Annotated in this window: 23 protein-coding genes; 12 read left to right on the top strand and 11 right to left on the bottom strand. The window is 72.9% G+C overall.

Annotated elements, in window-relative coordinates; translation table 11 throughout:
* Positions 1–89: 89 nt before the first annotated feature.
* Together ACIGXO_RS07780 and ACIGXO_RS07785 are read right to left on the bottom strand one after the other, a co-directional pair.
* The gene (locus ACIGXO_RS07780; RefSeq protein WP_399781808.1) at positions 90–2,951 is read right to left on the bottom strand and encodes an FUSC family protein; all 2,862 of its coding nucleotides are present in this window, start codon (positions 2,949–2,951) and stop codon (positions 90–92) included.
* Complete coding sequence (locus tag ACIGXO_RS07785) at positions 2,948–3,406, bottom strand: MarR family winged helix-turn-helix transcriptional regulator (RefSeq protein ID WP_399781811.1); 459 nt, start codon at positions 3,404–3,406, stop codon at positions 2,948–2,950. The genes ACIGXO_RS07780 and ACIGXO_RS07785 overlap by 4 nt, the downstream gene beginning before the upstream one ends.
* Before the next feature lie 116 nt (positions 3,407–3,522).
* Here ACIGXO_RS07785 and ACIGXO_RS07790 point away from each other — a divergent pair, with 116 nt between their 5' ends.
* On the top strand, positions 3,523–4,518 hold the full coding sequence (locus ACIGXO_RS07790) for a TAXI family TRAP transporter solute-binding subunit (protein WP_399781814.1): 996 nt from the start codon (positions 3,523–3,525) through the stop codon (positions 4,516–4,518).
* A 28-nt stretch (positions 4,519–4,546) separates the two neighbouring features.
* On the opposite strand, the gene ACIGXO_RS07795 is transcribed toward ACIGXO_RS07790, so the two are convergent.
* Together ACIGXO_RS07795 and ACIGXO_RS07800 are read right to left on the bottom strand one after the other, a co-directional pair.
* Complete coding sequence (locus ACIGXO_RS07795; RefSeq protein ID WP_399781817.1) at positions 4,547–5,977, bottom strand: ATP-binding protein; 1,431 nt, start codon at positions 5,975–5,977, stop codon at positions 4,547–4,549.
* A 15-nt stretch (positions 5,978–5,992) separates the two neighbouring features.
* The gene (locus ACIGXO_RS07800) at positions 5,993–6,712 is read right to left on the bottom strand and encodes a response regulator transcription factor (protein WP_399781820.1); all 720 of its coding nucleotides are present in this window, start codon (positions 6,710–6,712) and stop codon (positions 5,993–5,995) included.
* 308 nt (positions 6,713–7,020) lie between these two features.
* On the opposite strand from ACIGXO_RS07800, the gene ACIGXO_RS07805 reads away from it, so the two are divergent.
* The 8 genes from ACIGXO_RS07805 (at position 7,021) to ACIGXO_RS07840 (ending at position 14,143) form a co-directional block, all read left to right on the top strand.
* A complete protein-coding gene (locus ACIGXO_RS07805) occupies positions 7,021–7,806 on the top strand; it encodes an amino acid ABC transporter ATP-binding protein (RefSeq protein WP_399781823.1) in 786 nt (261 codons plus the stop codon).
* Positions 7,807–7,858: 52 nt separating this feature from the next.
* Positions 7,859–8,767, top strand: a complete 909-nt coding sequence (locus ACIGXO_RS07810; protein WP_399781826.1) for a glutamate ABC transporter substrate-binding protein — start codon at positions 7,859–7,861, stop codon at positions 8,765–8,767.
* 126 nt (positions 8,768–8,893) lie between these two features.
* Positions 8,894–9,541 carry an amino acid ABC transporter permease gene (locus ACIGXO_RS07815; protein ID WP_399781829.1) on the top strand — a complete coding sequence of 216 codons (648 nt, stop codon included), beginning with the start codon at positions 8,894–8,896 and terminating at the stop codon, positions 9,539–9,541.
* The gene (locus ACIGXO_RS07820; RefSeq protein ID WP_399781832.1) at positions 9,538–10,476 is read left to right on the top strand and encodes an amino acid ABC transporter permease; all 939 of its coding nucleotides are present in this window, start codon (positions 9,538–9,540) and stop codon (positions 10,474–10,476) included. The genes ACIGXO_RS07815 and ACIGXO_RS07820 overlap by 4 nt, the downstream gene beginning before the upstream one ends.
* Positions 10,477–10,692: 216 nt before the next feature.
* Positions 10,693–12,600, top strand: coding sequence for an FAD-dependent monooxygenase (locus tag ACIGXO_RS07825; RefSeq protein ID WP_399781835.1), 1,908 nt, complete (start codon positions 10,693–10,695; stop codon positions 12,598–12,600).
* A 245-nt stretch (positions 12,601–12,845) separates the two neighbouring features.
* On the top strand, positions 12,846–12,932 hold the full coding sequence (locus tag ACIGXO_RS07830) for a putative leader peptide (protein WP_399781997.1): 87 nt from the start codon (positions 12,846–12,848) through the stop codon (positions 12,930–12,932).
* A gap of 267 nt (positions 12,933–13,199) precedes the next feature.
* The gene (locus tag ACIGXO_RS07835) at positions 13,200–13,760 is read left to right on the top strand and encodes a cysteine dioxygenase (RefSeq protein WP_399781838.1); all 561 of its coding nucleotides are present in this window, start codon (positions 13,200–13,202) and stop codon (positions 13,758–13,760) included.
* Positions 13,757–14,143: a rhodanese-like domain-containing protein gene (locus tag ACIGXO_RS07840; protein ID WP_399781841.1), complete on the top strand. Its 387-nt coding sequence runs from the start codon at positions 13,757–13,759 to the stop codon at positions 14,141–14,143. The genes ACIGXO_RS07835 and ACIGXO_RS07840 overlap by 4 nt, the downstream gene beginning before the upstream one ends.
* Positions 14,144–14,384: 241 nt before the next feature.
* On the opposite strand, the gene recX is transcribed toward ACIGXO_RS07840, so the two are convergent.
* The 4 genes from recX to ACIGXO_RS07860 form a co-directional block, all read right to left on the bottom strand.
* A complete protein-coding gene (recX, locus tag ACIGXO_RS07845; RefSeq protein ID WP_399781843.1) occupies positions 14,385–15,011 on the bottom strand; it encodes a recombination regulator RecX in 627 nt (208 codons plus the stop codon).
* A gap of 9 nt (positions 15,012–15,020) precedes the next feature.
* Entirely contained in the window at positions 15,021–16,142 is a 1,122-nt protein-coding gene (gene recA, locus ACIGXO_RS07850; RefSeq protein ID WP_031057227.1) for a recombinase RecA, read from the bottom strand.
* 212 nt (positions 16,143–16,354) lie between these two features.
* The gene (locus ACIGXO_RS07855; RefSeq protein ID WP_399781846.1) at positions 16,355–17,665 is read right to left on the bottom strand and encodes an AI-2E family transporter; all 1,311 of its coding nucleotides are present in this window, start codon (positions 17,663–17,665) and stop codon (positions 16,355–16,357) included.
* Positions 17,666–17,757: 92 nt separating this feature from the next.
* Positions 17,758–17,952 carry a DUF3046 domain-containing protein gene (locus tag ACIGXO_RS07860; RefSeq protein ID WP_399781849.1) on the bottom strand — a complete coding sequence of 65 codons (195 nt, stop codon included), beginning with the start codon at positions 17,950–17,952 and terminating at the stop codon, positions 17,758–17,760.
* A 78-nt stretch (positions 17,953–18,030) separates the two neighbouring features.
* Here ACIGXO_RS07860 and ACIGXO_RS07865 point away from each other — a divergent pair, with 78 nt between their 5' ends.
* Positions 18,031–18,954 (top strand): hypothetical protein, encoded by a 924-nt coding sequence (locus ACIGXO_RS07865; RefSeq protein WP_399781852.1) that lies wholly within the window; start codon positions 18,031–18,033, stop codon positions 18,952–18,954.
* Here ACIGXO_RS07865 and ACIGXO_RS07870 read toward each other — a convergent pair.
* On the bottom strand, positions 18,933–20,195 hold the full coding sequence (locus ACIGXO_RS07870; protein ID WP_399781855.1) for a PucR family transcriptional regulator: 1,263 nt from the start codon (positions 20,193–20,195) through the stop codon (positions 18,933–18,935). The two genes, ACIGXO_RS07865 and ACIGXO_RS07870, sit on opposite strands and share 22 nt — an antisense overlap.
* Positions 20,196–20,396: 201 nt before the next feature.
* On the opposite strand from ACIGXO_RS07870, the gene ACIGXO_RS07875 reads away from it, so the two are divergent.
* The gene (locus tag ACIGXO_RS07875; protein WP_399781858.1) at positions 20,397–21,842 is read left to right on the top strand and encodes an alkyl sulfatase dimerization domain-containing protein; all 1,446 of its coding nucleotides are present in this window, start codon (positions 20,397–20,399) and stop codon (positions 21,840–21,842) included.
* Positions 21,794–23,176 carry an MFS transporter gene (locus ACIGXO_RS07880; protein WP_399781860.1) on the top strand — a complete coding sequence of 461 codons (1,383 nt, stop codon included), beginning with the start codon at positions 21,794–21,796 and terminating at the stop codon, positions 23,174–23,176. Before ACIGXO_RS07875 ends, ACIGXO_RS07880 begins: the two co-directional genes overlap by 49 nt.
* Positions 23,177–23,281: 105 nt before the next feature.
* On the opposite strand, the gene ACIGXO_RS07885 is transcribed toward ACIGXO_RS07880, so the two are convergent.
* Both ACIGXO_RS07885 and ACIGXO_RS07890 read right to left on the bottom strand, forming a co-directional pair.
* Complete coding sequence (locus tag ACIGXO_RS07885) at positions 23,282–23,590, bottom strand: AzlD domain-containing protein (RefSeq protein ID WP_399781863.1); 309 nt, start codon at positions 23,588–23,590, stop codon at positions 23,282–23,284.
* Positions 23,587–24,372, bottom strand: coding sequence for an AzlC family ABC transporter permease (locus ACIGXO_RS07890; protein ID WP_399781866.1), 786 nt, complete (start codon positions 24,370–24,372; stop codon positions 23,587–23,589). Before ACIGXO_RS07890 ends, ACIGXO_RS07885 begins: the two co-directional genes overlap by 4 nt.
* Positions 24,373–24,388 lie beyond the last annotated feature (16 nt).

The raw sequence follows: 24,388 nt of genomic DNA on the forward strand, positions 1-24,388 counted from the left end.
ATCGACCAGGGTACGTGCTCCCGAAGGCCGTCCGCCCCCTCCGGGGGTATCCCGGAAGGGGCGGACGGCCAAGGGGCGGGCTCAGCGGGTCAGGGGCGCTGGGCGGGCTTCAGTTCGATGTCGTGGTGGACGTCGCCCCGGGAGGGGTCCACCGCCAGGAAGCGCGCCGTCGGGGCGTGCGCCGAGCCGGAGGCGATCACGGTGTAGCCGCCGGGCTCCAGGCCCGTGATGCGGTACCGGCCGCCGGTCGCCCGGACGCCCGCGCGGCGCTTGCCGCGGTCGCTGACGACCGTGATCCACGCCTCGCAGCCGCCGGGGTGGTCCGGGCAGTGCAGGGAGCCGCTGACGGTGCACGTGCGGGCCGGGGAGGCGGGACGGGCGGCGGAGGCCGCGGTACGTCCGCGGGGCACGGCAGCGGGCGCCTGAGCGGCTGTGGCGGCCTGCCGCGGCACGGCGGTGCCCGCCGTGGCCGCGGGGGCTGCCGGGACCTGCCTCGCGCCCGGACCGCCGTCGTGCCGGGTGTGCGCCAGCCAGGCGGCCAGGGCCGCCTGGGTGCGGCGGTCCAGCGTGGACATGCCGTCCTTCGGTGCCGCGCCGTCCTTCGGTGCCGCGCCGTCCTTCGGTGCCGCGGCGGGCGTCGTGGCCAGCTCCGGTTCCGCGGTGGCGGCCGTGACGGTCAGGCCGCGGTCCTCGGCGTAACCGGCCAGCGCCTCGTCCAGCGCGGCCAGCTCCCGCAGCGCCAGGTGGAGGCGGTCGGCGCGGGGCCCGGCCGGTGCGCGCAGCACGTCCTCCAGTTCCCGGACGAGCGGGCTGACGCGTACCCAGGTGCCGCCGGGCTCCCCCGTGGCGAAGCGCCGGTCGAGGGCGTGCAGGGACTCCACGAAGGTGGCGGTGATCCGCTCGACGCGCCGGCTCAGCTCCGGGGCGAGATCGATGTCGATGTCGGCGGCGGCGGCGAGGGAGCGGGCGTGACCGGTGACGGCGGTGAGCAGCGCGAGGCGGTTCTCGGCGCCGCGGCCGCGGACGCCGACGGGCATCCGCACCAGCGGCCGGGCCACGCCCCGTACCTGGTACAGCGCCGCGTCCACACCACGGGCGGCGCCGCGCAGCCGTACCGGGGCCGCGGGGTCCTGCCAGCGCTCGGCTACCTGGGAGAGCAGGTGTTCCAGCGCCGAGACGTAGCCGCGCTCGGCCTCCTGGGCGATCTTGCGGGTGGAGACGGGGAAGATCAGCGCGGCGCAGGCGGTGGCGATGACGATGCCGAGCCCGTTGTCGAGCAGCCGCTCGCTGAGCAGCTTCTCCATGCCCGTGTACGGGGTGGACAGGCCGTAGAGCTGGACCAGGGCGGTGACCAGTCCGGCGACCCAGTAGGCGTACTGGCGCTGCATGCCCCACGAGCCGACGGTCAGTCCGGCCACGATGACGGCGAGCGTCCAGTAGATGTGCCCGGGGCCGATCAGGCGGAGCAGCACGACACCGACGACGGCGCCGACGATGGTGCCCGCCATGCGGTGGCCGAGCTTGCGCAGCCTCTCGTGGGTGGTGTTGGTGCCGAACAGCGTGATCATCACGCCGACCAGGCCCCAGTAGAAGCGCTGCGGGTTGATGGCGTCGGTGATGGGGCACACGATGGCGGCGGCGAGCCCGGCGTGCACGGGGGCGCGCAGGTACGGGACCACCCGCCGCCAGCCCTTCTCGCTCTGGGCGGCGATGACCCGGCGGGCGACCGCCCCGGTGCCGGCCGGGCGGTTCTGCTCCAGCGCGACGGTGGGCTGGAAGGGCACCTTGGCGCGGGCGGTCGGCGCGTTCCAGCCGAGGTCGAGCCAGTGGGCGAGGGAGTCGGCGAGCGAGTCCAGGAGGTGGCCGACCCGGCGGGCCAGCGCGGCGGCCTCGGCCTCTTCGGAGCCCGCGTCAGCGGCCTCCAGTACGGCCGTGGCCTGCTGCTGGATGAGCTGCGCCGCCGGGCGCAGCGCGTCGGCCCGGCCGAGCGGGGTGTCCCGGGTGATGACCAGGCCGACGACCATGGCCTCCCGGAGATGCGCCGGCGCCTGGAGGCGGGTGAGCTGCTGGACGCACTGGCCGATGCCCTTCAGGGCCAGCTCGGCGTCGAAGAGGTGGCGGTGGAGCAGCTCGGCGGTGTCGGGGTCGGCGGCGACCTCGGGCTGCGCGAGGCGGCCGTCGATGGTGACCGTGGTGACGTTCAGCCGGCGCAGGCTGCGCCGCATCCGCTTGACGGCGACCTCGTGGTCGGCGTCGGGGTCCAGCGCGTCGGTGGCGGCGTCGGCGACGCGCCGGGCCTCGACGACGAAGGCGCGCTGCGTCCGAAGGAGGTCCTCACGGGGCATCGGGTAGCACAGCAGGAGGCGCGTCAGGAGGATGGCGACGGCGGACGTCAGGGCGACGAGGAACATCTCGCCACAGAGGTGCAGCGGGACGTTCGCCATCATGCCGACCATGAAGGCGTTGAAGAGCAGCATGCCGCCCAGCAGCGCGAGGGTGCCGAACCGGGCGAGGAAGAACGTCACGGCGAGCGCGGCCACCATGATGGTGAGTTCGAGCACCCGGTACTGATGCAGCCAGGCGGCGAGCGGCAGCGCCGCGGAGAACGGGAACGGCATCCACACGATGGCCTTGGTCAGCCGCTGCCAGGTGTTCTCGGCGACGGCGAACGCGCTCATCAGGCCCATCATGCCGCCGGCCATCATGCCCAGCATGGCGGGCAGGCCGAGCGCCACGGACATCCCGTAGCCGGTCGCGAGCCCGGTGACCATGGCGACCAGCGTCCGCCACCCGGCCTGCAGCTGGCCGAGTCCGGGGTCGGCGGCGAGCACCCAGTCCCACCAGCGTCTCGGCCCGCCGACGCGCCGGGGTGCCACGGCGCTGTCGCGGGCCGGATCGCGGCCGGTACGGCCGTCGGTGATGTCCGGGATATCGGTGGCTGGCGTGGTCAACTGACCTCCGGTTCGATGGCGTGCAGCACGGTCGTTACGGCATCCCGGGCGGCGCCCACGGCGCGCTCCGGTTCGTCGGCGTTCGAGCGCAGCCCTTCGAGGAGCGCCGCGGCCATCCGTTGCCGCGCGCGCTCCAGCAGCTCCCGGCCGGCGGGCGTCAGCGAGGTCTCGATGCAGCGCCGGTCGTGCGCGCTGCGCTCGCGCTGGACGAGTCCGCGCTCCTCCAGCTCCTGGAGGACCACGGTGACCCGGGGCTGCGCGATGCCGGCGCGCGCGGCGAGTCCGGTGACCCGCAGCGGGCCGTCCGCCAGGGCGTCCAGGAGCGAGACGTGCGTGCGCGGCAGGCCGAACTCACCGAGCCGGAAGAGTGCCTGGGAGAGCCTGCCGATGCCCCGGAGGAGCCCGCGAGCGGCGTTCTCGATGCGCTGTTCATCGGACGTCGACGATGAATGCATATAGCAATTATATAACAGGGATATACATCCGGCGCTCCGGGGTGCCGCACACCGCACCAGGGCCGATCGCCGTCGGCCCCTCCCTTTCGGGGGCCGCGACTGGCAGGATTCCGGCCATGGTCCACAGCCTTCCCCTGCCCTGCGGCCGCCGGGCCCTGCAGATGGCGGTCGCCGCGGCGGCCGCCGCCGGGCTGCTGCTGTGGTTCCTGCTGCCGGGCGGGCCGCAGGCGCCGGGCGGCCGGGTGACGCTGGCCACGGGGGTGCCGACCGGGGTGTACGCGCGCTACGGGGAGCTGCTGAAGCAGGACCTCGCGCACGACCTCCCGGACCTCGACGTCACCCTGTCCCGCAGCGAGGGCTCCGTCGACAACATCCGCAGACTCGTCTCGGGGCGCGCCGAGTTCACCATCGCGGCGGCCGACGCGGTCGCCACGTACCAGGTGGCCGGCGGGCGCGGCGCCACCGGGCTGCGCGCGTGCGCCCGGCTCTACGACGACTACATGCAGCTGGTCGTCCCCAAGGGGTCCAAGGTCCGCTCGACGCGCGACCTGAAGGGGCTGCGCGTCGGGGTCGGCGCCGACGGCTCCGGAGTACAGCTGATCACCCGCCGGCTGATGCGCGCGGCGAAGCTGGACTTCGACCGGGACATCCGCGCGGAACGGGTCGGCATCGACACGATGCCGCGGCTGCTGGAGAGCGGGAAGCTCGACGCGTTCTTCTGGTCCGGCGGGCTGCCCACCACGGCCGTGAAGCGGCTGGCCGACCGCTTCCCCGTCCGGCTGGTACAACTCGGCGACCTGGTGAAACCGCTGCACGAGCAGGGCAGGGGCAGCCGCTACTACCGGGCCGCCGTGATGCCGGCGGACGCGTATCCGGAAGCGCAGGACGACCGGGCCGTGAAGACCATCGCGGTGGCGAACCTGCTGGTGACCACCGACCGCGAGGACCCGGACCTGACCAGGGCCGTGACGCGGACGGTGATAGACAGCCGCGACCGCATCGGCCGCGAGGTGCACGACGCGCAGAAGGTGGACCTGCGCACCGCCGTCTTCACCGATCCCCTGCCCTTGCACGAGGGGGCACGGCGGTACTACGTCTCGGCCAAGCCGTAGGGGCCCGTGAAGGCCCCTCGTGGGGCCCTCAGGGGGCCGCCGGCACATCCTGGTGCGGGCGGTCGCGCGGGACCGTGACAGTGACGCACAGGCCGCGTGGCGCGTTCGGGGCGTAGGAGATGTCCGCGCCGCCCGCGGCGAGCATGGCGCGGGTGATGGACAGCCCCAGGCCGGACCCGGAGACGTTCTGGTGGCGGCCGCTGCGCCAGAAGCGGTCACCGATCCGTTCCAGTTCCTCCTCCGTGAGGCCGGGGCCGTGGTCGGCGACGGTGATCCGGACCCGCTCGCCCTCGGGGGCCGCGGCGACCGTGACCTCCTCGCCGGCCGGGGTGAACTTCAGCGCGTTGTCGACGACCGCGTCCAGGGCGCTGGAGAGCGCCACCGGGTCCGCCCAGCCCGTGACCGCGCCGTGCCCCTCGTAGCGCAGCGTCACGCCCTTGTCGTCGGCGAGCGGCCGCCAGGCGTCGGCCCGTTCGGCGGCGAGCGCCGCGACATCGGTGAGCTGCAGGTCGGCCGGTGTGTGCTCGGCCAGCGCCAGGTCCAGCAGCCCGTCCAGCACCCGGGCCAGACGCTTGCCCTCCGTACGCACGGAGGCGATCTCCTCGTTGCCCTCGGGCAGTTCGAGCGCGAGCAGTTCGATGCGCAGGAGGAGGGCGGAGAGCGGATTGCGGAGCTGGTGGGAGGCGTCGGCGACGAAGGCGCGCTGCTGCTCCAGTACGTCCTCGACGTTGTCCGCCATCTCGTTGAACGACCGGGCCAGCCGGCGGAGTTCGGGCGGGCCGGAACCGGCGACCACCCGGGACTTCATCCGTCCGGTGGCGATGTCGTGGGTGGCCGCGTCCAGTGTCCGTACGGGCAGCAGCACCCACCCCGTGAGCCGGAACGCGGCGCCGACCGCGACCAGCATGGCCAGCGCCTCCCCCGCCACCAGCCACAGCCAGCCGTGCAGGATCCGCGAACGCAGCTGCTGCGTGGGCGAGTCGGTGAAGACCACCGCCACGACGTCGCCGTCCCGGATGACCGGCGAGGCGACCGGCAGCCGGCGGTCGTCCCAGGGCCACGCCTGGTGCGGGTCGTGGCTGCGCCGCCCGGCGAGCGCCTCATCGAAAGCCTGCCGTCCCTCCCCCTCGCTCGGTACCCGCCACCGCGCGGGTGCGGCAGCCATGGGGGAACGATCGCGGTAGAAGACACCGGCACGGATGCCGTAGAGATCGTGGTACCGCTGGAGCTCGGTACGGAGCGTGCTGAGCCGTTCGTCCTCGGCGGGGGCCCGGCCGTCGGCGCCGGGCCGGGCGGTGACGAACTGCGCCAGCGAGGCGAAGCGCGCCGCGTCGTCGATCCGGTCCACCACCACCCGCTGTTGCTCGCCCGCCGCCTGGCTGCCGGCCAGCGGGAAGCCGAGCGCGAGCAGCACACCGGCCAGCAGCACGATGAGGAGCGGGAGGAGGCGGGTGCGCACGGTGCCGGACGGCCGTCAGGAAGCCGGGGGCGCGGGAGTGGGCGCCACGAGCCGGTAACCGACGCCGCGCACCGTCTCGATCAGCGCGGGCATCCGCAGCTTGGAACGGAGCGAGGCGACGTGCACCTCCAGGGTGCGCCCGGTACCTTCCCAGCTCGTCCGCCACACCTCGCTGATGATCTGCTCCCGGCGGAAGACCACTCCGGGGCGCTGCGCAAGAAGGGCGAGGAGGTCGAACTCCTTACGGGTCAGCGGGACCGCGCCCCCGTTGACCGAGACCTGGCGGGTGGCCAGTTCGATGGTGACGGCACCGATGCGCAGCAGGTGCTCGCCGCCCCCGTCCTCGGCCGCCTGCTCCCCGGGACCGTGCACGGTGCGCCGGCTCACCGCGTGGATACGGGCCAGCAGCTCCCCGGTGTCGTACGGCTTGACCACGTAGTCGTCCGCGCCGAGGTTCAGGCCGTGGATGCGCGAGCGGACGTCGGAGCGCGCGGTCACCATGATCACCGGGGTGCTCGTGAGCTTCCGTATCCGGCCGCAGACCTCGAATCCGTCCTGGTCGGGCAGGCCCAGGTCGAGCAGTACCACCGCGAAGGACTCCGCCGCGTCCGGTACGAGCGCGTGCAGCGCCTCCTCACCGCTGCGGGCGTGCACCACCTCGAAGCCGTGTTTGGCGAGCACGGCGGAGAGCGCCGCGGCGACATGGTTGTCGTCCTCCACCAGCAGCAGCCGCATCGGCCCTCCCCCTCTCCTCGCTCGCGTCGCAGGCCATCAGGGCATCTACCGCGATCGACGGCGGACCCGTCAAGGGGCAGCAGGTCCGGTGAGGACATCTGTTACCCAGCCGGTACCGGCCCGTACGCAACGGACCATTGCCCTCCGCAAACCGGCCGCCGGGCGCGTCCACGCACCGTGCGCCCCGTTCACCCAGAGTGTCGCTTTGCAGCCGGATCGTTATGCTCAATTTCCGCTCAGATGTACTGACGCTGATCGCACTGCGTCACTACTGTCCTCTCAACCGAGGAGGACGGAGCTACCCGCCGATGAGCGAAGTATCGGTGACCAAGGACCCCGGGGGCCCCGCCCCGGCGGTGGACGATCTGGTCGTGCTGACAGGGGTCAACAAGCATTTCGGCGCGCTGCACGTGCTCCAGGACATCGATCTGACGATCAAGCGCGGCGAGGTCGTCGTCGTGATCGGTCCGTCCGGGTCCGGCAAGTCGACACTGTGCCGCACGATCAACCGCCTGGAGACCGTCGACTCCGGAAGCATCACCATCGACGGCAAGCCGCTGCCCCAGGAGGGCCGGGAGCTGGCGCGGCTCCGTGCCGACGTCGGCATGGTCTTCCAGTCCTTCAACCTCTTCGCACACAAGACGGTGCTGGAGAACGTGACCCTGGGCCAGCTGAAGGTCCGCAAGGCGGACAAGAAGGCGGCCGAGGAGAAGGCCCGTGCGCTGCTGGACCGGGTCGGCGTGGGCAGCCAGGCGGACAAGTACCCCGCACAGCTCTCCGGCGGCCAGCAGCAGCGCGTGGCGATCGCCCGGGCGCTGGCGATGGACCCGAAGGTGATGCTCTTCGACGAGCCCACCTCGGCGCTGGACCCGGAGATGATCAACGAGGTGCTGGAGGTCATGCAGCAGCTCGCCCGGGACGGCATGACCATGGTCGTCGTCACGCACGAGATGGGTTTCGCACGCTCGGCGGCGAACCGCGTCGTCTTCATGGCGGACGGCAGGATCGTCGAAGAGGCCGAGCCGACGCAGTTCTTCAACAACCCGCGCAGCGACCGTGCGAAGGACTTCCTTTCCAAGATCCTGCACCACTGACCGCAGTGGCCCCGATGACTGCCCACACCTGCTGAACCGAAGGAACTTCACCATGAGGATGCGTAAGACGGCCGCTGCGGCCACGGTGGTGCTCGCGCTGACCGCGACGGCGACGGCGTGCGGCGGCAAGTCCGGTACGGCCGGTGACAAGCCCAAGGGCGAGCAGGTCTTCAGCGGCGACTACAAGGTCGCCAAGGACGTGAAGATCGACTCGCCGACGCTGAAGAAGGCGCAGCAGCGGGGCAAGATCATCATCGGCGCGAAGGCGGACCAGCCGTTCCTCGGCTTCCAGGACTCCGACGGCAAGCGGACCGGTTTCGACATCGAGATCGCCAAGATGGTCGCCGCCGACCTCGGCTTCTCCGCCAAGCAGATCGAGTTCAAGACGGTCGACTCCAACGTCCGCGAGACCTCGATCTCCAAGGGCCAGGTCGACTACTACGTCGGCACGTACACGATCAACGACGAGCGCAAGAAGCAGGTCGGCTTCGCCGGCCCGTACATGACCGCCGGCGCCGACCTCCTCGTGCGCAAGGACGAGAAGACGATCACCGGACCGGACAAGGTCAAGGGCAAGAAGGTCTGCTCGATCGTCGGCTCCACCCCGCTCCAGGAGATCAAGAAGGCGAAGTACGGCGCCGAGACCACCGAGCTCGGCAAGTACTCCGACTGCGTCAAGTCGCTGCTGGACGGCCAGGTCGACGCCGTCACCACCGACGACGCGATCCTCAAGGGCTACGCCGCCGAGCGCCCGAGCAAGCTGAAGGTCGTCGGCAAGCCGTTCACCGAGGAGCCCTACGGCGTCGGCATGAACAAGGACGACAAGGCGCTGCGCGAGGCCATCTCCAAGGCCATCGAAGCGCACATCAAGAACGGCGACTACAAGAAGGCGTACGAAGGCACGCTGGGCAAGTCCGGCTCCTCGTACGAAGAGCCCAAGACGCCGCTGCCCCGTTACTGACGCGCCCCGCGCTCCCTACGTCAACGGCCTCGCCGACCGCCCCGTACGCCCGCCGCGGTGGGTGTACGGGGCGCGGTCCCGCGCGCCCGTCCGCCGCCTCCTTCTGACCGCAACCGCGGAGACCCCATGAACGTACTCCTCGATCACCTACCAGAGTTCCGCGACGGCTTCCTGGGGACCATCGCGCTCACCGCGGCCAGCGCGGCGCTCGCGCTCGTTCTGGGCATCCTCATGGCCGGCTTCCGCGTCTCCCCCGTACCGCCACTGCGGGCCTTCGGCACCGCCTGGGTGACCCTGCTGCGCAACACGCCGCTGACGCTGCTGTTCCTGGTCGCGTTCTTCGTCGTACCGCTGATCCTCTTCCCCGGCATCAGCCCCTTCGTGCTCGCCACGCTCGCGCTGGGCTTCTACACCTCGTCCTTCGTGTGCGAGGCGGTGCGCTCGGGCATCGGCACCGTGCCGCTGGGCCAGGCCGAAGCGGCCCGCAGCATCGGCATGACCTTCATGCAGACCCTGCGCATGATCGTCCTGCCGCAGGCCACCCGTACCGTCATCCCGCCGCTGAGCAGCATCTTCATCGCGCTGACGAAGAACTCCGCGATCGCCGGCGCGTTCAGCAACACCGAGCTGTTCAACGTCTCGAAGCTGCTGAGCGACAAGGGCTTCGCGATCGGGTGGATCTTCCTGTGGATCGCCCTCGCCTACCTCGTGATCACCTTCACCATCAGCGGCATCTTCCGGCTGCTGGAGCGCCGCCTGGAGGTGGCCCGATGACCGCCAGTGTTCTCTACGACGCTCCCGGGCCCAAGGCCAAGGTGCGCAACCGCGTCTACGCCGCCGCCGGCTCGCTCGCCATCCTCGGGCTGCTCGTCTTCGTCGTGCTCCGCCTGGACGCCAAGGGGCAGCTCAACCCCGAGCTGTGGGACATCCTCAACTACGCGAACGTCCGCACCAACATCCTCAACGGTGTCCTGACCACCCTCCAGGTCTTCGCGGTGGCCGCGGTCCTGTCGCTGGTCCTCGGCGTCCTGCTCGCCGTCGGCCGCCTCTCCGACCACAAGACGATCCGCTGGCTGACCACCGGCTTCATCGAGCTCTTCCGCGCCATCCCGCTGCTGATCACCATCTACGCCCTGTGGGTGCTCTTCCTCAGCTACCAGTCCGAGCTGGGCTTCACCGGTGAGGGCACCCAGTTCTGGGCGCTGGTGATCGGCCTGACGGTCTACAACGGCTCGGTACAGGCCGAGGTCCTCCGGGCGGGCATCAACTCCGTCCCCAAGGGCCAGCGCGAGGCCGCGTACGCGATCGGCATGCGCAAGACCCAGGTCATGACCACGATCCTGATGCCGCAGGCGATCCGGGCCATGCTGCCGACGATCATCAGCCAGCTCGTGGTGACGCTGAAGGACACCTCGCTGGGCTTCGTCATCACCTACGAGGAGCTGCTGTACACGCTGCGCCTGATGGCACAGAACACCACCATCAACGAGCAGGACACCTACCTGCCCCTGATCGTGGCCGGCGGCGTCATCTACGTCGCCATGTGCCTCGCGCTCTCCTCGCTCGCCACCTGGATCGAGCGGCGCGGCCGCCGCGCCAAGACCGGCATCGCGGTCGCCGAGGCGGGCCAGGCGCTGACGGCGGGCGACGCGATGGGCGCCATCGACGGGGCGACGACGCCGGGTCCGGTGGAGAAGACGAAGGAATAGGGCCTGCACAGAACGCCCGATTCGTCTACTGCCTATCAGCAGTGAGGACCTGACGGGCCGACAAGTGACAGAGGCAGCGGCGCCGGGCGCCGCTGCCTCTGTCACTTGACGCGGCACGCCCGCACTAGGTTGCATACGCTGTGTGATCGCGCACCGGGCCCCAACTGCCAGTTCCTGTACGTCCCGTAAGAAGCTCCAGGTCCGGGGAGGGGCTTCGTGGACCCGGTGATCGTGGCCGGGGCCGGCCCGGTCGGCCTTTCCCTCGCCGTCGCCCTCGCGCGGCTCGGCGTCCCATCCGTCGTACTGGACGAGACCGACGGCCGCGAGGAGGTCCGGCTCGCCCGTACCGCCGTACTGCGGCCCGACACCGCCGCCTTCCTCACCCGGCTCGGCTGCGGCGAGACGCTGGGCGCCGAGGGCACCCGCTGGGCGGCCTGGCGCACGGTGCAGCGCCGGCGGCTGCTGGACCGGGTGGAATTCACGGTTGCGGGGACCGGGGCGGTCCCGGCGCAGTGGGACGAGCCGGCCGGCGGGCGCGACCGGGCCGACGACGACTGGGGCCACGAGGGCGGCGCGGAGAGCGGCAGTGGCGGGCCCGGCCAGGGTGCGGCGGCCGCGCGCGGGAAGGCGATCACGGCGCGCACGCTGGACAGCGCGGCGCACGACGACGGCACGCACGCCTTCCCGTCACCCATACACGTGCCCCAACACGCCCTCGCGCGCGCCCTCCGCGACGCCCTCGACCGCGAACCACTCGTACAGGTCGTCCCCGACAGCCGCGTCATCGAGCTGACCCAGGACCCCGACGGCGTCGGCGTACACACCCGCGGCTCCAACGGCACATGGTGGCGCGGGAGTTACCTCATCGGCTGCGACGGCCCGCGGTCGACCGTGCGCAAGCTGCTGGACATCCGCTTCCCCGGCCGTACCGCCGTCGAACGGCACGCCGTCGCCGCCCTGCGCACCGAACTCCCCTGGCCCGGCGAGGCCCTGCTGCACCGCGCGCCCCCGCGCCGCGGCGCCGCCGGAACGGGCCGGGCCGGGACCATCGGCGGGCCCGCCGGAGAGGTGACGGCCCGCCCCCTTCCGGACGGCGTCTGGCGGCTGGACTGGCTGCTGCCACCGGGCCGCGACCTGGTCACCCCGGACGCGCTGGTGGCACGCATCCGGGACACGCTGGCGGGCTGGGCCGCCGGTACGGACACGGGCCGGGGCGGCAGAGGCGGAGCCGGGACGGACGAAGGGGCCGGCTCGCTCGTGCCGCCCTACGAACTGCTCGACACCGGGGTCCACGCTGTCCACCACCGGCTCGCGCGGCGCTGGCGCTCCGGGCGGGCGTTCCTCGCCGGGGACGCCGCCCACCTGCTCGGCGCGCTGGGCACACAGGGCCTGGACGAGGGGCTGCGGGACGTCGAGAACCTCGCCTGGAAGCTGGCGCTGGCCTGGCACCACGGCGCCTCCGACACGCTGCTGGACAGCTATCAGGCGGAGCGCAGGACCGCCGTCGCCGCCCGCCTGCGCGCCGCGGACCAGGCATTGCCGTTGCTGCGTGACGGCGGCGCCCGGGGGCGGCTGCGGGGTGTGGTCACGGCGGCCGGGCGCGGGCGGACGTCGCTGCTGACGGACGGGCACCTGGGGCGCGGGCCGCTGGGCGCGCCTCCGGTGTACGACCGGTCGCCGCTGGCGCCCGCCACGCCGCTGGCCGGCGCGGTCCGGGTGGGTACCGAGCCGGGCGGGCCGGTCGCGGACGTCGCAGTGACGGCGCCCGACGGCTCGGCCGTACGGCTGCGGGACCGGCTGGGGCACGGCCTGCTGGTCGTCCTGGTCGCGCCGGGCACGGGGGTGTGGGACCGCCGGCACTGGATGTCGGCGGGCCTGATGCCGCAGCTGGCCGACGCGGTGGCGGCGCTGCCGCTGACCGCGGAGATCCTGGTCGCGGAGTACTACCCGGGCGCCGCCGCCCACAACGTCCTCCTCGTCCGCCCCGACGGCCACCTCGTCACGGCCCTCGCCGGCGTCCGCCCGGCCGAACTCCAGGCGTGTGTGCGGGCGTTGTGCGGGGGTGAGGGGGAGAGTCCGGCGTCCGAGTCGGGGGTCGGGTCCGGGGCTGGTACGGGTACCTAGTTCGGGGCCGAGTCCAGGGCCGGGACGTGGGTGGGACCGGGGCTGGGGCCGGGACCGTGGGCGGGACCGGGGCTGGGGCCGGGGCTGGGGCCGGGGCTGGGGCCGGGGTCGGGGCGGGGCCGGGACCTGGATTCCGGCCCGGTGAACGGTGATCGTCACGGATCGGCTGAATCATTGGCCATGGTGATCAATTGCGTCCGTCTCGCGGTTGACCGTCGCCCGAACCGCGTGCTTCACTCCGGAGCGTGACAGACACCGACTCGCACTTCTGGCGGAGGGTCCATCTGGACCTGGTCCGCTACGCGGGCTGCGTGTGTCGCCCGTCCCGCTGACCGGCTCCTGATCCGGACCCGGTCACCGATCCCCCTTCCTCTTTGCGCGGCGTGCGTGCCTCTGGGCATGCGCGCCCGGCGTTGCCCTCCGTACGTGCGCGGCTGTGCTCGGGCCTGCGTGTGGTGGCTGCGCCGGGACCTGCGTGTACGCGCCCGGGCCACTGAGCCGACGGGCTTCTCGCGCTCGTCGCGCTCGTCGTGCTCCTCGGGCCGACGCCCACGCCGTACGCCGCGCGTTCCCTTGTGATCACTCAGGACGGTTCCCCTATGACCGACGCACCCGCCACCGCGACCGCCGTACGCGTCCCCGCCCCACCGCCCCCCGCCGACGGCCCGGGCCCCACCGCCTCCGAACTGCTCGACTTCGTCCGCCGGACGGCCGCAGACGCGGACCTCATCGCCTCACTCCCGCTCGACCCCGAGGGCCGTACCTGGATCCGGCTGGACGGGCCGGGCGGCAGCGAGGCATGGCTCATCGGCTGGCCGCCCGGAACGGGCACCGGCTGGCACGACCACGGCGGTTCGCGCGGCGCCTTCGCCGCCGCGGCAGGCGAACTGACCGAACAGTCCCTCGCCGTCCAACTCCCCACCGAGGGCTGGAAGACGCTCGAACTCGCGGCGGACGTGGACCGCGAGCGACGGCTGAGCGACGGCCGCGGCCGGGCGTTCGGCCCCCACCACGTGCACGAGGTGTTCAACGCCTCGCCGTCCGCCCACGCCGTGTCCGTACACGCCTACTACCCGCCGCTCCCCCTGATGCGGCGCTACAGCCGCAGCGGCGCCGTACTGCGGCTCGAGGAGATCGAGCGTCCGGAGGAGTGGGCATGAGCGCGATCGACGACCTGCTGGCGCAGGCCCGTGCGGAACTGGACCGGGTGGAGCCGCACGAGGCCGCGGCCATCCAGCGGGCCGGCGGGCTGCTGGTGGACATCCGTTACGCGGCGCTGCGCGAGCGGGACGGCAGGATCCCGGGCGCGCTGATCGTGGAACGCAACGAACTGGAATGGCGGCTCGACCCGACCGGCGACCACCGCGCCCCCGAGGCCACGAGCCACGACCTCCGCACCGTCGTGATCTGCAACGAGGGCTACGCCTCCAGCCTCGCCGCCGTCTCCCTCCGCCGGCTCGGACTGCACCGCGCGACGGACCTGGCGGGGGGCTTCCAGGGATGGCGGGCGGCGGGGCTGCCGGTCAGTCCGCCTGACGCATAGCCCGGGGGTCGGCGCGCCTGGGGCATAGCCCCGGGGTCGGCGCGTCTGACGCCTAGCCCCGCCGGTCGGCGCACCTGACGCACAGCCTCGGGGGGCCTCCCCCCCCGCCCCCACCCCACCCCTCCTCCTCCAAAACCCGGCGCATGCAGGCCCGCCCCGCCCCCACGCCGAGCACGGAGAGCACGAAGAGCGCGGACAGCCCGGCGTCGTCCGTCTCAGTCCCCGGGCTCAGTCCCCGGGCTCAGTCCCCCGGTACGTAGTCGTCGAGCAGGCCCGGGTCGTCGGTGCCCTCTGCTTCCAGGGCTTGGCGGACGACACGGAGGGACAGGCCCTCCGGGTAGCCCTTGCGGGCGAGCATGCCCGCGAGGCGGCGCAGGCGCTTGTCGCGGTCCAGCCCCCGCGTGGACCGCAGCTTGCGGTCGACCAGTTCTCGGGCGGTCTGCTCCTCCTGCTCCGGATCGAGCTGCCCTACGGCCTCGTCGATCAGCGACGACTCCACGCCCTTCGTGCGCAGCTCCCGGGCGAGCGCGCGGCGGGCCAGGCCGCGGCTGTGGTGCCGGGACTCCACCCATGCATCGGCGAAGGCCGCGTCGTTGATCAGCCCGGCCTCCTCGAACCGGGAGAGCACCTCCTCGGCCGCCTCGTCGGGGATGCCCCGCTTCTGCAGCGCGTCCGCGAGCTGCTTCTTCGTGCGTGGGTTTCCGGTGAGCAGGCGCAGGCATATCGCCCGCGCCTGCTCCTCGGGTGTGCGCGGCGGCCCGTCCCCGGCCCTCGACGAGGCCGGGCCACCGCTGTCCGGGATGCCGCCATCGGCGACGGGCGCGGCGTCGTGCTCGCCGCTGTCGGGCCAGTGCGTTCGGCGGGTCACGGCGGGGGACTAGCTCTTGGCCGCTGCGGCCTTGGCTGCCTTGGCGCCCTTGGCCGCGGGGGCCGGGACGGCCTTGGCGGGCTCGGCCGGGGTGCCGGCCGCGTCCGCGCCGGGCTCCGCCGGCAGGTCCTCGGGCTTCACACCGATGCCCAGCTTCTCCTTGATCTTCTTCTCGACCTCGTTGGCCAGGTCGGGGTTGTCCTTGAGGAAGTTGCGGGCGTTCTCCTTGCCCTGGCCGAGCTGGTCGCCCTCGTACGTGTACCAGGCGCCGGACTTGCGGATGAAGCCGTGCTCCACGCCCATGTCGATCAGGCCGCCCTCGCGGCTGATGCCCTGGCCGTAGAGGATGTCGAACTCCGCCTGCTTGAAGGGCGGGGCGACCTTGTTCTTCACGACCTTGCAGCGGGTCCGGTTGCCGACCGCGTCCGTGCCGTCCTTGAGGGTCTCGATACGGCGGATGTCGATGCGCACCGAGGCGTAGAACTTCAGGGCGCGGCCACCGGTCGTGGTCTCCGGCGAGCCGAACATCACGCCGATCTTCTCGCGGAGCTGGTTGATGAAGATCGCGGTGGTCTTCGACTGGTTGAGCGCGCTGGTGATCTTCCGCAGCGCCTGGCTCATCAGCCGGGCCTGGAGGCCGACGTGGGAATCGCCCATCTCGCCCTCGATCTCGGCCCGCGGCACCAGGGCGGCGACGGAGTCGATCACGATGAGGTCCAGCGCGCCGGAGCGCACCAGCATGTCGACGATCTCCAGGGCCTGCTCGCCGTTGTCCGGCTGGGAGAGGATCAGGGCGTCGGTGTCGACGCCGAGCTTCTTGGCGTACTCGGGGTCGAGGGCGTGCTCGGCGTCCACGAAGGCCACCTGGCCGCCGGCCTTCTGCGCGTTCGCCACGGCGTGCAGGGTCAGGGTCGTCTTACCGGAGGACTCCGGGCCGTAGACCTCGACCACACGGCCGCGCGGGATGCCACCGACGCCGAGGGCCACGTCGAGCGCGGTCGACCCCGTCGGGATGACCTCGATGGGCTCGTTCGGCCGGTCCCCCATGCGCATCACTGCGCCCTTGCCGAATTGCCGTTCAATCTGTGCGAGCGCGGCGTCCAGCGCCTTCTCGCGGTCAGTGCCTGCCATGGGTTCCACCCGGTTCGCTTGAGTCGATCGCTTCACGTCCATGACGCTAACGCCTGCCACTGACAATGCGCCCGGACCCGGCCTCGACCTGTGGATAACTTCCAGGGAACCCCCAGAAAATAGGGGCCGTAGCCCTCATAAGAATGGATGTTCGATTTTGGTGTCAAGCGCACCACGCCGCGCCCGAGCCCCGGTCCGGGCCTCGGAACCGCTCAGTCGTCGGCGGGCCCGTCGTCCTCCCGGCGCCGGTCGGTGCCGGGCTCCCCGTCCGCTCCCCGGCCCCGCTCTCCCGGCCGGTCCTCGTCCCCGGACCGCCGGCGTTCGTCCAGCGGCGCCTCCGTCGGCTCCGCGCGGAGGACGTGCCGCACCTTGGCCAGGAGGGAGGCGCCCCGTCTGCGGTGGCCGCGGCCCAGCACCCGCGGGTCGTCGGTGACCTCGTACCGCTTGACGTACGCGCCGAGGAAGCCCTGCAGCGTCGCCGTCGCGGGGATGGCGATCAGCGCGCCGACCGCGCCCAGCAGTGCCGTGCCGGCGACGACCGACCCGAAGGCGACCGCCGGGTGGATGTCCACGGTCCGCGCGGTGATCCGCGGCTGCAGGAGGTAGTTCTCCAGCTGCTGGTAGACGACCACGAAGCCGAGCACCCAGACCGCGTACCAGGGGTTCACCGTGAAGGCGATCAGCATCGGCAGGGCGCCCGCGAGGTACGTGCCGATCGTCGGGATGAACTGCGAGACCAGGCCGACCCACATGGCCAGCGCGGGCGCGTACGGCACGCCGAGGATCTCCAGCAGGACGTAGTGCGCGATGCCGGAGATCAGGGCCATCAGGCCGCGGGAGTACAGGTAGCCGCCGGTCTTGGCGACCGCGAGCTCCCAGGCGCGCAGCACCTCGGCCTGCCGGGTGGGCGGCAGTACGGAGCACAGCGCGCGGCGCAGCCGGGGGCCGTCGGCCGCGAAGTAGAAGGAGAACAGCGCCACGGTGAGGAGGTTGAACAGCGAGCCCAGGACGGTCGCGGAGACGGCGAGGACGTTGTTGGCGCTGTCCTGGACGTACTTCTGCAGCCAGTCGGATCTCAGGAGGTTGTTCTGCACCTCCACGCGCGAGAGGTGGGTGTGGAAGGTCTCGTTCGTCCAGCTGATCACCGAGTCGAGGTACTGCGGGAACTCGCCGACCATGGTGGCGATCTGTCCCGCCAGCATGGAGCCGAGCAGGGTCATGAAGCCCACCCCGGCGACCAGGACGGCGAGGAAGACCAGCCCGGTGGCCGCCCCGCGCCGCACGCCGCGCGCCGCCATCCAGTCGACCGCCGGCTCGACGGCCAGCGCCAGGAAGAACGCGATGAGGATGTTCAGCAGCAGCGAGATGAGCTGATGGAACGCCCAGCTCGCCAGCTGGAAACAGGCCAGCAGGGCGAGTGCCAGCACCATCGCGCGCGGCAGCCAGCGCGGCATCCGCGCAGCGGCGCGCGGTTCGTTCGGTCGTCGGTCGTCGGGGCCGGTGGGCTTCGGAGTCGCGGACACGGCTCAAGTCTCGCGTACGGGTCGGACAACGCGGGCCCTGACCCGCGTCACGCCGGGTCGGCGCGGAGCGGGATCCGGGTGGTGCGGTGCGGTCAGCGCTTCTCGTACGGCACGTCCATGACGGCGCAGACCACGCGCCACACCTCCTTGGCGCTCCAGCCCGCGTCGAGCGCCTCGTGGACGGTCCGGCCGCCCAGCTGGGACATCACGTAGTCGCGCGCGAAGGAGTCGGCGTACGCCGCGCCGAAATGATCCGCCATCCGCTGCCAGAAGTCCGTCAACCGCATGAGCCCAGTATCCCGCCCTGAGAGTGCAGCCGTGCGCGAGCCGCTGACCGGCCGCGGGTTCCGTCCTACCGTCGGGCCATGGACGGAACCGCAAGCCCACCGACGACCCCTCTGGCGCGCGCCGAGCGCTTCATCTGGCTCACCGCGCGGGTCCTGGAACAGCGCCGCTTCGAACATCACTTCCTGGGCGGCAGCGCGGACGCCGTCGAGACCGCGCTCGACGCCTACCGCAACGACGACAACGGGTACGGGCACGCCCTGGAGCCGGACCTGCGCGGTCCGGTGAGCCAGCCGCTGCACACCGCGCACGCCCTCGCGGTACTGGACGCCATCGGGCGCTGCGAGGGCCGCCGGGTGGAACAGGTCTGCCGCTACCTGACGCAGATCTCCACCCCCGAAGGTGCCCTGCCCGCCCTGCACCCTTCGTTGCGCGGCTATCCGGCGGCGCCCTGGATCCCGGTGGTGGACGATCCGCCGAGCGATCTGCTGGCGACCGGCCCGGTGGTCGGGCTGCTGCACCGGAACGAGGTGTGGCACGCCTGGCTGTTCCGGGCGACGGACTACTGCTGGCAGGCGGTGGAATCCCTGGAGAAGACGCACCCGTACGGCGCGGAGGCCGCACTGGGGTTCCTGGCGGGCGTGCCGGACCGGGCGCGCGCCGCGGCCGCCGCCGAGCGGCTGGGCAGGCTCGTACGGGAGCAGGGGCTGGTCGTCGTGGAGCCCGAGCGGGCGCACGAGATCCCGGTGGCGGAGGGGTACGCGCCCGGGGAGCACCACTTCGCGTACGACTACGCGCCCACGCCGGCGTCCCCGGCGCGCGGCTGGTTCACGGACGCGGAGATGGACCGGGCACTGGACCACCTCGCCGCCCTCCAGGAGGAGGACGGCGGCTGGCCGGTGAACTGGCGGGCGTGGGCGCCGAGCACCACGTTGGAGTGCCGCCCGATGGTGACCCTCAAGGCCCTGCGGACGCTGCGCGCCTACGGGCGCGACATCGGGTGATCCGCCCCCGAGGGCGAGCGGCCGGGGAGCGGCGTCCCTGAAGGCGGTTCCGGAGCGCTGTCCTGGGCGCTGTCTCTGAGGAGCAGCGCGCACAGGGCCAGGGTGGTGCCCCGTGGGGAGGCCAGGTCGATGCCGGTGAGTTCGGCGATGCGGGCGAGGCGGTTGTCGACGGTGTTCGGGTGCAGCCCGAGTGCCCGTGCGGTCGCGCGGCGGTCCTGGCGCGTCTCCAGGTGGGCGCGCAGGGTGTCGGTGAGTTCGGGGCGGCCGTCGAGCGGGTCGAGGAGGGCGGCGATCATCGGGCTGCTCTCGTCGCGGCGCGAGAGGTGGAACTCGAGCAGCACGTCGGCGAGCCGGTGGAGCTCCGGGGGCCGTCCGGAGGCGTGCGCGATGCGGATCACCTCGGAGGCCGTACGCGCGGCGTACGGGACGCCCTCGGGGCTCTCGGACCGTGCGGCGGCACAGCGCACCGGGCCGCCGTACGCGCGGGCCAGCCGCCGGGCGAGGCCGTCCTCGGGCTCCGGTGCGCCCGGTACGAGCGCGTGGCCGCCCGCGGCGTCCAGGCTGAGGAGTACGTCGGTGCCGAATTCGCGTTCCAGGGCGGTCTGCAGGCGCCGCAGGCCGCGGCGGACCGCGATCGGCGCGGGCGCGGGACCGCCGGCCGGCGGGAGGCGCAGCGCGAGGACCGTGACGGGGCCGTCCAGGCCCCGTTCCGCCAGCGCGTCCCGGTCGGCGGCGGGCGCGCCGTCGATCAGGGCACGCGCGAGTGTGCGCCGTTCCTCGCGCCGTTCGGCGTCCAGCGCGGCGCGTTCGTCGAGGTAGGTCTCGGCGACCGCCCCCATGACGCCGTCCTGGTTGCGGAGGAGGAAGTCGGCCAGCTCGGTGAGGGCGGCCTCCTCACCGGGACGGGCCTCCTCGCGCAGCGTCCGCCAGAGGGCGTAGGTGCCCAGCGCGTGGGTGCGCAGCAACAGGTGCAGCGGCAGCCCCTCCTCCGCGCGCTGCGCCGCGCGCTGCCTGAAGAGGGCATGGTCGCCGCGGCGGCCGCCCTCGCCGCGGGCTCGCCGCATGAAGAGGCGCAGCCCGTGCCGTGCGGTGGCCGCGATCTCGACGTCCTTCATGTCGTCGGGCAGCTCGGCGTATCCGGGGAGATGTGCGAACACGTCTCCGGACATCTCGCGGGCCAGTTCGTTGACCCGTGTCTCGCAGCGCAGGGCCAGGTCACGGGCTGCCTCGGACAGCGGCACGCGCGCCTCCTTCCTCCGGGTGCGGTCCCGCGCCGCCCCCGGAGGAGCGGCGGAAATTGTGACGCGTCACAGTACCGGCGCCGGGGCGGTGTGACGGCGCCGGATGTCGTCAGGGCCGGACGCGGCTCAGACTCGGTGGCCCGGCCGCGAAAGGCCCGCGGCGTACCGGCCGGCATCCGTCCCTCGTAAGGAGCCGTTTCTATGACGCAGCACAGCCTCGACGACTATCTCGCCTACGTGGACCGTGTCTGGCAGGGCCAGGACACCCTGCTCGCCCACCTCTCCAGGGCGTACACGGGGGACGCTCTGGTGCGCATCGGCGAGCGGACCGGGTTCCTGCCCGCGTTCGCCAACGTGGCGGTGTTCGACACCGGGTCGGACGGACTGGTGCTGGTGGATTCCGGGGACGTCCGCACGGCCGGGCAACTGCACACGGCGGTGACGGCTTTCGGCGCGGCAACGGACGACGCACCGCGTAAAGAAGTGCGCAGCATCGTCTACACGCACGGGCACGTGGACCACGTCTTCGGGGTCGGCCCGTTCGACGAGGACGCGCGGGCGCGGGGCGTGGCCGCTCCCGAGGTGGTGGCACATGAGGCGGTGGCCGCGCGCTTCGACCGCTATACGGAGACGGCGGGCTACAACTCCTGGATCAACCGGCGGCAGTTCGGGGTGCCGGCGCTCAACTGGCCGACCCGCTACCGCTACCCGGACACCACTTACCGGGACCGGCTCACGCTGCACTACGGGGACCTGACGTTCGAGCTCTTCCATGCGCGCGGCGAGACGGACGACGCCACCTACGTGTGGATTCCGGAGCTGAAGACGCTGTGCACGGGTGACCTGTTCATCTGGAACTCGCCGAACGCCGGCAACCCCCAGAAGGTGCAGCGTTACCCGGAGGACTGGGCGCGTGCGCTGCGCGCGATGGCGGAGCTGGGTGCCGAGGTACTGCTCCCCGGGCACGGCGTGCCGATCGTCGGCGCGTCCCGGGTCGCGCAGGCCCTCGGGGACAGCGCCGAGCTGCTGGAGTCGCTGTGCACCCAGACGCGCGAGCTGATGAACGCCGGGCTGCGCCTGGACGAGGTGCTGCACGGCGTCAAGGTCCCGGCCGAGCTGCTGGCGAAGCCGTACCTCCATCCCGCTTACGACGAGCCGGAGTTCGTGGTGCGCAACCTGTGGCGACTGTGGGGCGGCTGGTACGACCAGAATCCGGCGCACCTCAAGCCCGCGCCCGAAGCGGAGCTGGCCGCCGAGCTGGCGGAGGCGGCGGGCGGCGCCGTCGTACTGGCGCACCGGGCGGCCGACCTGCTGGGCCGCGGGGAGCTGCGGCTGGCCTCGCACCTGGCGGAGACCGCGGCGCTGGCGGCGCCGGAGGACCGCGAGGTGGCCCGGGTCCGCGCGGAGGTGTACGCGAAGCGGGCCGCCGCCGAGTCCTCCACGATGGCCCGGGGCGTCTTCCGGTGGGCGGCTGCGGAGTCGGCGGCCGTCGTCGAGGGGTCCGACCTCACCACGGAGCTGACGCGCAGCGAGAGCGGCCGTCGGCGGGCGGCGGGCCGCATCTCGGTCGGCGTCGTGGCGGACGAGGACGGCTGCGCGTGCGGCTCCGCGGCGGACAGCGGGACGGCGCCCGAGGCCGTTCGGTGACGGCCGCCGCCGAGTCCGCGCCGGCCGTCGCAGCGGGCGCGTCCGCCGCCGTACGGGGTCCTGCCTGGCGCACGACATGGCTGCTGCTGGCCTTCATGCTGGTGAACTTCGCGGACAAGACGGTCATGGGCCTGGCCGCGAACCCGGTGATGCACGATCTCGGGCTCACCCGGGAGCAGTTCGGCACGGCGTCCTCGGCGTTCTTCGCGCTCTTCAGCCTGGCGGCGCTGGCCGGTTCGTTCCTCACCCGCACCGTGCGCACCTCCGTACTGCTCCTGGGCATGGCGCTCCTGTGGTCGGCCGCGCAGCTGCCCATGCTGATCGGCGCGGCCGGCTTCGGAGTGCTGGTGGTCACGCGCGTCCTGTTGGGTGCGGCGGAGGGGCCGGCGTCCCCGGTGGCGCTGCACCACCTGTACGGCTGGTTCGAACAGAAGGACCGCACGCTGCCGACCGCGGTGCTGCTGGCCGGTGCGGCGGCCGGGGTGGCGATCGCGGCGCCCACTCTGGGCGTGGTCATCGACCACTGGGGCTGGCGCTGGGCCTTCGGGGTCGTCGGCCTCGTCGGGCTCCTCTGGGCGGCGGTGTGGCTGCGCTACGGGAAGGAGGGGCCGCTGGCGCCTCCGGTGGGCGGGCGGCGCACACCGGAGCGTGTTTCCTCGGGCGCGGCCCCCGTGGCCGGGGTCCCGTACCGGAAGCTGCTGCTGTCGGGGACCTGGCTGGCCGCGGCGCTGGGCTCCTTCGCCGCGTACTGGACGCTGTCGGCCGGGCTGACCTGGTCGGCGGACTACTTCCAGGAGGTGGGCGGGCTCTCGTTGCGCGGCGCGAGCCTGCTGATCATGCTGTCCGCGCTGTCCAAGGGGGCCGCGATGCTGGCCCACGGGGCGCTCGTCCAGCGGTCGGTCAAGCGGGAAGCGGCCGGGCTGCCGCCGCGCCTCGCCTGGCCTTCCGGCGTGAAGACCGGCCTGATGATGGTCCTCACGGGCGTGGCCATGGTGGGGTTCGCCGCGACGGACGTGCTGTGGCTGAAGATCGTCCTGCTGCTCGGGCCGATGGCCGTCACCGACGTCATCCTCACGGTCGCGGCGACCGCGGTCTCCCGGATCTCCCCCGCCGACCGGCGCGGCGTCACCCTGGGCGCGCTGACGTGCGTGTTCGCCCTGGCGGGCGTGCTGGCGCCGCTCGTCATGGGGCGCATCGTGGACGCGGGCACAACCGTCGCCTCCGGGTACTTCGGCGCGTACGTGCTGATGGCCGGACTGGTGACGGCGGCCGGGGTGGCGGTCACGCTCTTCCTGCGCCCGGAAGGGGACGCGCGCCGGCTGGGCACGGAGTAGAGCGCCGGCGAGGGCGGGCGTACGGGCTGCGCGGCGGGGCGGGCGTACCGGCGAAGGTGCGCCCGCCCTCGCCGTCTCAGCCGCCGAGCGCCCGCCCTCGCCGTCTCAGCCGCCGAGCGCCCGTACCCCCGCCGTGACCACCACGGCGGCCGCGACCACCAACAGGAACGGCGCGCGCAGTACTAGGGCGAGGGCCGCCGCGCCGACACCGGCCACCCTGGCATCCAGCACGAGGTGGTGCCCCTCGCTGAGGGTCTGCTGCGCGGTGAGGGCGGCCAGCAGGGCCACCGGAAGCAGCGCGGCGAGCCGCTTCACGAGAGGCCGCTCCAGAAGGCCGGCGGGCACCAGCAGGCCCGCGTACTTCAGCAGGTAGCAGCCGACGGCGGTGGCGCCGATCGCGATCCAGGTGTTCACCGGCTCTCCTCCTGTGCGCGCGCTGTCCTACGGGAGCGGGCGCCCTGCGCCAGCAGTACGGCGGGGGCGGCCAGCGCGGAGACCAGCACCGGCACCCCCGCGGGCAGTACCGGCAGGGTGACCAGCATCAGGACCACCGCGAGGCCCGCCACGGCGCGCTCCGCGGTGGTCTTCAGCATGGGCGCGAGCAGCGCCAGGAAGACGGCGGGCCCGGCCGCGTCCAGACCCCAGGCGGCGGTGTCCCCGAGCGCTTCGGCGCCCAGCGCGCCGGCCAGCGTGGTGAGGTTCCACAGGACGTAGAGCGTCAGTCCGGTGACGGTGAAGCCGAGGCGGGCGCTGCGCCGGTCGGGCTGGGCGAGCGTCACGGCGGACGTCTCGTCGATGACCCAGTGCGCGGCGAGCGGCTTCAGCAGCGCCCGATAGCCGAGCAGCCCGGACAGCCGCAGCCCGTAGAAGGCGTTGCGGGCGCCCAGGAAGAAGGCGCCGGCCGCGGCGGCGAACGGGTTGCCGCCCGCGCCCAGCGCGCCGACCAGCGCGAACTGCGAGGCGCCGGTGAACACGAGGAGGCTGAGCAGGCAGCTCTGCAGCACGCTCAGGCCCGCGCCCGCCGAGGTGACGCCGAAGGCGAAGCCGGAGAGGCCGACGGCGACGCCGACGCCGAGCGCGTCCCTGATGACGGCGGCGTCGGACTTGCGCGGCGCCGCGCCCGGGGGCGCGGCGGCCGTTCCGCCCGGTATCCCGGGCGGTGCGGTGTCTTCGATCTGTTCTGTCACGCGCCTCACGCTAGGCAGGAACCGC

The organism is Streptomyces sp. NPDC053542, assembly GCF_044544685.1.
GTDB lineage: Bacteria > Actinomycetota > Actinomycetes > Streptomycetales > Streptomycetaceae > Streptomyces.